At 68.9% G+C, this 7,323-nt stretch carries 6 protein-coding genes; all 6 read left to right on the forward strand.

Annotation, left to right across the window (positions count from 1 at the left end; translation table 11 throughout):
* Positions 1-154: 154 nt before the first annotated feature.
* The 6 genes from ACWGH4_RS27110 to ACWGH4_RS27135 all read left to right on the forward strand — a co-directional run bounded on the left by ACWGH4_RS27110 (position 155) and on the right by ACWGH4_RS27135 (position 7,271).
* The gene (locus tag ACWGH4_RS27110; RefSeq protein WP_453465559.1) at positions 155-1,186 is read left to right on the forward strand and encodes an ABC transporter substrate-binding protein; all 1,032 of its coding nucleotides are present in this window, start codon (positions 155-157) and stop codon (positions 1,184-1,186) included.
* A 2-nt stretch (positions 1,187-1,188) separates the two neighbouring features.
* Complete coding sequence (locus ACWGH4_RS27115; RefSeq protein WP_453465561.1) at positions 1,189-2,040, forward strand: siderophore-interacting protein; 852 nt, start codon at positions 1,189-1,191, stop codon at positions 2,038-2,040.
* A gap of 195 nt (positions 2,041-2,235) precedes the next feature.
* A complete protein-coding gene (locus ACWGH4_RS27120) occupies positions 2,236-3,711 on the forward strand; it encodes a pyridoxal phosphate-dependent decarboxylase family protein (protein WP_453465563.1) in 1,476 nt (491 codons plus the stop codon).
* Positions 3,695-4,954, forward strand: a complete 1,260-nt coding sequence (locus tag ACWGH4_RS27125; protein WP_441263139.1) for a SidA/IucD/PvdA family monooxygenase — start codon at positions 3,695-3,697, stop codon at positions 4,952-4,954. The genes ACWGH4_RS27120 and ACWGH4_RS27125 overlap by 17 nt, the downstream gene beginning before the upstream one ends.
* On the forward strand, positions 4,951-5,502 hold the full coding sequence (locus ACWGH4_RS27130) for a GNAT family N-acetyltransferase (RefSeq protein ID WP_453465565.1): 552 nt from the start codon (positions 4,951-4,953) through the stop codon (positions 5,500-5,502). Before ACWGH4_RS27125 ends, ACWGH4_RS27130 begins: the two co-directional genes overlap by 4 nt.
* Complete coding sequence (locus tag ACWGH4_RS27135; RefSeq protein WP_453465567.1) at positions 5,499-7,271, forward strand: IucA/IucC family protein; 1,773 nt, start codon at positions 5,499-5,501, stop codon at positions 7,269-7,271. The genes ACWGH4_RS27130 and ACWGH4_RS27135 overlap by 4 nt, the downstream gene beginning before the upstream one ends.
* The last annotated feature ends 52 nt before the right edge of the window (positions 7,272-7,323 follow it).

Consider the following 7,323-nt stretch of genomic DNA (forward strand, 5'->3'; position numbering starts at 1 on the left):
ACCCTGACGGGGCCGCGCGCCGCCGCGTGTTCAAGGTCACGCCCCGCTCGCGCGCCGGGCACCTGACCGGCCCTGGACAACTTCTGAGGTTAGGCTAACCTACCTTCAAAACCTGCCAGTGGCCTATTCGGCACGTACGAAAGCGGACACCACCATGCCCAACGCCCGAGCTTCCCATCTCACTCGACGAGGCCTGCTCTCCGCCGGCGGCGCCCTCGGGCTCGGCGTGGCGCTCGCCGCGTGCGGCCAGGAGACGAAGGGCAAAAAGGGCGACTCCGACAAGGCCGCCGCCAAGTCCGGCCCTTGGTCCTTCACCGACGACCGCGGTCAGAAGTCCGAGTCGAAGGCCGCCCCGAAGAACATCGTCGCCTTCACCGGCACCGCCGCCGCCCTGTACGACTACGGGGTCGAGGTCACCGGCGTGTTCGGTCCGACCAAGACCGCCGACGGCAAGGCCGACGTCCAGGCCGGCGACATGGACATCAGCAAGGTCGAGATCCTGGGCAACGTCTGGGGCGAGTTCAACGTCGAGAAGTACGCGGCGCTCGCGCCGGAGCTGCTGGTGACGGACATGTGGGAGAAGGACGCCCTCTGGTACGTGCCGGACCAGTCCAAGGACAAGATCCTCAAGCTGGCCCCGAGCGTCGCCCTGTGGGCCGCCCAGATCAACATGCCGGGCGCCCTCCAGCGTCGCGCGGACCTCGCACAGTCCCTGGGCGCCGACATGAAGGCCAAGAAGGTCGCCGACGCCAAGGCCCGCTTCGAGAAGGCCGCGGAGCGGCTGCGCCAGGCCGCCAAGGCCAAGCCGAACCTGAAGGTCCTCATCGGCTCCGGCAGCCAGGAGCTCTTCTACGTCTCCGTCCCCAAGATGTCGGCGGACACGCTCTACTTCCAGGAACTCGGCGTGAAGTTCGTCGAGCCCAAGCCGAACGCCCAGGGCTTCTTCGAGGAGCTCAGCTGGGAGAACGCCGGCAAGTACGGGGCCGACATCATCATGCTGGACAACCGCACCGGCACCCTCCAGCCCGACACCCTGAAGGCCAAGCCCACCTGGGCCGGTCTCCCCGCGGTGAAGGCCGGTCAGGTCGTCCCGCGTGTCACCGAGCCGATCTACTCGTACGACAAGTGCGCGCCGATCCTCGAGGATCTCGCGAAGGCGATCGAGAACGCGAAGAAGGTCTCCTGACCATGACGACCGAGGCCGAGATCGCCCCGTTCCGTTTCTTCGACCTGCAGGTTGCGCGGACAAGGCGGCTCGGCCCGTCGCTCGTCCGCGTCACCTTCACCGGGCAGAGCGAGGACGGCCTGCGGGACTTCGTGGCCGGCGGCCGCGACCAGTCCCTGTCGCTGTTCCTTCCGCACCCGGGCCAGCCGGCCCCCGTCGTCCCCGTCGACGCGGGTGACGGCGGCGCCATCTTCGCCGCGTGGCGTGCGCTGCCCGACGACGTGCGGGCCGTGATGCGCTCGTACACGGTGCGGGAGCAGCGCGTCGAGGACGGCGAGGTGGACATCGACTTCGCCGTGCACGAGGACGGCGGCCCGGCCTGTCGCTGGGCGCTGGCCGCTGAGCCCGGTCACCGGGTGATGGTGCTCGGCCCCGCGGTCGCCGACAACACCGGCGTGCGCTGCCGGCCGCCCGAGGACACCGACTGGGTGCTGATCTGGGCGGACGAGACGGCGCTGCCCGCCGCCTCGGCGATCCTGGAGTGGCTTCCCGCAGGCCGGAAGGCCAAGGTCTGGCTGGAGGTGCCGCACGCCGGCGACCGGCTGCCGCTCAAGACCGACGCGGACGCCGACATCACCTGGCTCGTCCGGGACGAGGGCGCGCCGTCGGCCGTGGAGGCCGTCGCCGCCGCCGAGTTGCCCGAGGGCGTCGGCTACGCCTGGATCGCGGGCGAGTCCGGCAGCATCAAGGCGCTGCGGCGCCATCTGGTGAACGACCGGGAGTTCGACCGCCGGAAGGTCACCTTCGTCGGCTACTGGAAGCGCGGCGTGAGCGAGGACGGGCTCCGCGAGGAGCCGGCCGAAGAGGCAGAGTGACCCGCGCCGCGGCCTCAACCGACCGTCCGTGCACGGTCATTGTGTGATCAACAGCATAACGGTTGTGCCCCAAGGGGGGCGAGGGACTCTCGAGGCTTGAGTTAGGTTAGGCTTACCTTACTTAAGGCGTCGCCCTCGCCCCCTTCTTCCTGTCCCCTGAGGCGCGACCAGGTCCCCGCCACGGGAGGACATTGCATGCGCTCGCACCTGCTCAATGACATGACGGCGGAGCGTTACCGGCGCTCCGTGACCGAAGGAGTCGAGCGGGTGGCGAACCGACTCGCCACGACCCGACGGCCGTTCACCGGAGTCACCCCCGACCAGCTCGCGCCGGTCGTCTCCGCGATCGACCTCGACCGGCCGCTCGGAGACGCCTCCGCCGCCCTGGACGAGCTGGAGGACGTGTACCTCCGGGACGCCGTCTACTTCCACTCCCCCCGCTACCTCGCCCACCTCAACTGCCCGGTCGTCATCCCGGCCGTGCTCGGCGAAGCGGTCCTCTCCGCGGTCAACTCCTCCCTGGACACCTGGGACCAGAGCGCCGGCGGCACCCTCATCGAGCGCCGCCTGATCGACTGGACCGCCCAGCGGATCGGTCTCGGCCCGGCCGCCGACGGCGTGTTCACCAGCGGCGGCACCCAGTCCAACCTCCAGGCCCTGCTGCTGGCCCGCCAGGAGGCCAAGACCACCGACCTGGCGAAACTGCGCATCTTCAGCTCCGAGTGCAGCCACTTCAGCGTCCAGAAGTCGGCCACCCTCCTCGGGCTCGGCCCCGAGGCCGTCGTCTCGATACCCGTCGACCGCGACAAGCGGATGCAGACCGTGGCGCTCGCCGCGGAGCTGGAGCGCTGCCGCGCCGAGGGCCTTGTCCCGATGGCCGTCGTCGCGACCGCGGGCACCACGGACTTCGGTTCCATCGACCCGCTGCCGGAGATCGCCGAGCTCGCGGGGCTGTACGAGACCTGGATGCATGTCGACGCGGCGTACGGTTGCGGACTGCTGGTCTCGCCCGCCCGCCGCCACCTGCTCGACGGCATCGAGCACGCCGACTCCGTCACCGTCGACTACCACAAGTCCTTCTTCCAGCCGGTGAGTTCGTCGGCGGTCCTGGTGCGGGACGCGGCCACGCTGCGCCACGCCACCTACCACGCCGACTACCTCAACCCGCGGCCCACTGTGGATGTGGGGGCACCTCCCGCGTCCGAAGGACTGCGGGGGATGATACCGAACCAGGTCGACAAGTCCTTGCAGACCACACGCCGCTTCGACGCGCTGAAGCTGTGGATGACGCTGCGGGTGATGGGCGCCGACGGTGTGGGGCAGCTCTTCGACGAGGTGTGCGACCTCGCCGCGGCCGGCTGGGAGCTGCTCGCCGCCGACCCGCGCTACGACGTGGTCGTGCAGCCGCAGCTGTCCACCCTGGTCTACCGCTACATCCCGCGGTCCGTCACCGACCCCGCCCTGATCGACCGGGCCAACCTTCACGCCCGCAAGGCGCTGTTCGCGTCGGGCGAGGCCGTGGTCGCCGGAACCAAGGTCGACGGGCGCCAGTACCTGAAGTTCACCCTGCTCAATCCCGAGACGACGACCGAAGACATCGCCGCCGTCCTCGACCTGATCGCCGGCCACGCCGAGCAGTTCCTTGGAGAGAACCTTGTCCACGCCTCTTGATTTCATCGGTATCGGACTGGGTCCGTTCAACCTCGGTCTCGCCTGCCTGACCGAGCCGATCGACGAGCTGAACGGCCTGTTCCTGGAGTCCAAGCCGGACTTCGAATGGCACTCCGGGATGTTCCTCGAAGGCGCCCATCTCCAGACGCCGTTCATGTCGGACCTGGTCACCCTCGCCGACCCGACCTCGCCCTACTCGTTCCTGAACTACCTCAAGGACCAGGGCAGGCTGTACTCCTTCTACATCCGGGAGAACTTCTACCCGCTGCGGACCGAGTACAACGACTACTGCCGGTGGGCCGCCGCCCGGCTGAGCAGCATCCGCTTCAACACGACCGTCACCTCTGTGTCGTACGACGAAGAGGGCGAGGTGTACGTGGTGCGCACCGCCGACGACGCATTCACGGCCCGCCGTCTCGTCCTGGGCACCGGCACCCCGCCGTACATACCCGAGGCCTGCCAGGGCCTCGGCGGGGACCTGCTGCACAACTCGCGCTACCTGGACCACAAGGAGGCGCTGCGGAAGAAGGAGTCGATCACTCTCGTCGGCAGCGGCCAGAGCGCGGCGGAGATCTACTACGACCTGCTGTCCGAGATCGACGTGCACGGCTACCGGCTCAACTGGGTGACGCGCTCCCCGCGCTTCTTCCCGCTGGAGTACACCAAGCTGACGCTGGAGATGACCTCCCCGGAGTACATCGACTACTTTCACGCGCTGCCGGAGGAGACCCGCTACAGACTCGAGTCCCAGCAAAAGGGTCTGTTCAAGGGCATCGACTCGGAGCTGATCGACGCGATCTTCGACCTGCTCTACCAGAAGAACCTGAAGGGCCCGGTCCCCACCCGGCTGCTGACCAACTCGGCGCTGCGGACCGCCTCGTACGAGGACGGGACCTACACCCTGGGTCTGCGCCAGGAGGAGCAGGGCAAGGACTACGAGCTGCGGACCGAGGGCCTGATCCTGGCCACCGGCTATCGGTACGTCACCCCCGCCTTCCTGGAGCCCGTCGCCGACCGGATCCGGCTCGACGGCCACGGCCGCTTCGACGTCGCCCGCAACTACTCCATCGACACGGCCGGCCGGGAGATCTTCCTGCAGAACGCGGGCGTGCACACCCACTCGATCACCTCGCCCGACCTGGGCATGGGCGCCTATCGAAACGCCTACATCATCGGCGAGCTGCTGGGCAGCGAGTACTACGCCGTAGAGAAGTCCATCGCGTTCCAGGAGTTCGCTGTATGAGCACCACCACCGCCGTCGGTTCCCTCACGTTCCGGCCCCTCGACCCCTTGGCGGACGCCGAGCTGCTGCACAGCTGGGTCACCCACCCGAAGGCCGCGTTCTGGATGATGCAGGACGCGAAACTCCAGGACGTCAAGCGCGAGTACATGCGCATAGCGGCGCACGAGCACCACCACGCGTTCATGGGCCTCCACGACGGCGAGCCCGCCTTCCTGATGGAGAGCTACGACCCGCGGTACGTGGAGCTCGTCGGGCTGTACGACCCGGAGCCCGGCGACGTCGGCATGCACTTCCTCGTCGCGCCGACCGACCGGCCCGTGCACGGCTTCACCCTCGCCGTGATCACCGCCGTGATGCGTGAGCTGTTCGCCGATCCGGCGACGAAGCGCGTCGTGGTCGAGCCGGACGTCGGCAACTCGGCCGTGCACCGGCTCAACGAGGCCGTCGGCTTCGTCGCCGCCGAGAAGATAGTGAAGCCCGAGAAAGAGGCTCTGCTGAGCTTCTGCACCCGCGAGCAGTTCGAGGCGGCCACGGCGGTGACCCGATGAACCCCGTGTCCCACCTCACACCCGACCGCTGGGCGCACGCCAACCGGCTCCTCGTCCGCAAGGCCCTCGCCGAGTTCACCCACGAGCGGCTGCTCACGCCCGAGCACCTCGGCGACGGCGCCTACCGCCTCGTCGCGGACGACGGTGCGACCGAGTACCGCTTCACCGCCCGCCGGTTCGCCCTCGACCACTGGCAGGTGGCCGCCGACTCCATCAGCCGTCACCGCGACGGTGCGCAGCTGCCGCTGGACGCGCTGGAGTTCGTCATCGAGATGCGGGGCTCCCTGGGCCTCAGCGACGAGATCCTTCCCGTGTATCTGGAGGAGATCTCCTCCACCCTCTCCGGCACGGCGTACAAGTCGGCGAAGCCACGGGTCGCGGCCGCCGAGCTGGCCAAGGCGGACTTCCAGGCGGTCGAGACCGGCATGACGGAGGGGCACCCCTGCTTCGTCGCCAACAACGGCCGGCTCGGCTTCGGCATCGACGAGTACCACGCCTACGCCCCGGAGGCCGCGAACCCCCTCCGGCTGGTGTGGCTGGCCGCCCGCCGCGACCGCGCCGCGTTCACCGCCGGCGACGGCATCGACTACGAGAGCTTCATCCGGGCCGAGCTCGGCGACGACGCCGTGGACCGCTTCGCCAAGACCCTCGCGGACCAGGGCCTCGATCTCGCCGACCACCTGCTGATCCCGGCCCACCCGTGGCAGTGGTGGAACAAGCTGTCCGTGACCTTCGCCGCCGAGATCGCCCAGCAGCGGCTGGTGTACCTGGGCGAGGGCGACGACCGCTACCTGGCGCAGCAGTCCATCCGGACGTTCTTCAACACCGACGCCCCGGCCAAGCACTATGTGAAGACGGCCCTTTCCGTCCTCAACATGGGCTTCATGCGCGGCCTTTCCGCCGCATACATGGAGGCGACGCCGGCCATCAACGACTGGCTGGCCGGGCTGATCGACGGCGACGACGTGCTGCGGGCCGCCCGCTTCTCGATCATCCGCGAGCGTGCGGCCGTGGGCTACCGCCACCTCGAGTACGAGGCCGCGACGGACCGGTACTCCCCCTACCGCAAGATGCTCGCCGCCCTGTGGCGCGAGAGCCCGGTGTCGTCCCTGGAGAACGGCGAGCGGCTCGCCACCATGGCGTCCCTGCTGCACGTCGACCACGAGGGCGCGTCGTTCGCGGGCGCGCTGATCAGCGAGTCGGGCCTGGCCCCCACCGAGTGGCTGCGCGGCTACCTGGACGCCTATCTGCTGCCGGTGCTGCACAGCTTCTACGCGTACGACCTGGTCTTCATGCCGCACGGCGAGAACGTCATCCTGGTGCTCGGCGAGAACGGCACCATCCGGCGGGCGATCTTCAAGGACATCGCGGAGGAGATCGCGGTGATGGACCCGGACGCGGTGCTGCCGCCGTCCGTCGACCGGATCCGGGTGGAGGTGCCGGAGGAGACGAAGATCCTCTCGATCTTCACCGACGTCTTCGACTGCTTCTTCCGCTTCCTCGGCGCGACGCTCGCCGAGGAGGAGGTGCTCGCCGAGGACGACTTCTGGCGCACGGTCGCCGAGTGCGTCCGCGCGTACCAGCGGTCGGTGCCGGAACTGACGGACAAGTTCGCGCAGTACGACATGTTCGCGGACGAGTTCGCGCTGTCCTGCCTGAACCGGCTCCAGCTGCGCAACAACCGGCAGATGGTGGACCTGGCCGACCCGTCGGCCGCGCTCCAGTTCGTCGGCACACTGACGAACCCGATCGCACGGTTCGCCTCCTAGGAACGCCCAGGGCCGGCGCCCGAGAACGGCCGGCGCCCGGCGGGATACGGTC

The organism is Streptomyces sp. NPDC054847, assembly GCF_053610925.1.

Bases quoted from the DNA above. Each gene is read 5' to 3' on its own strand.
- ACWGH4_RS27110 (WP_453465559.1), top strand. From the start codon at position 155: ATGCCCAACGCCCGAGCTTCCCATCTCACTCGACGAGGCCTGCTCTCC.
- ACWGH4_RS27115 (WP_453465561.1), top strand. From the start codon at position 1,189: ATGACGACCGAGGCCGAGATCGCCCCGTTCCGTTTCTTCGACCTGCAG.
- ACWGH4_RS27120 (WP_453465563.1), top strand. From the start codon at position 2,236: ATGCGCTCGCACCTGCTCAATGACATGACGGCGGAGCGTTACCGGCGC.
- ACWGH4_RS27130 (WP_453465565.1), top strand. From the start codon at position 4,951: ATGAGCACCACCACCGCCGTCGGTTCCCTCACGTTCCGGCCCCTCGAC.
- ACWGH4_RS27135 (WP_453465567.1), top strand. From the start codon at position 5,499: ATGAACCCCGTGTCCCACCTCACACCCGACCGCTGGGCGCACGCCAAC.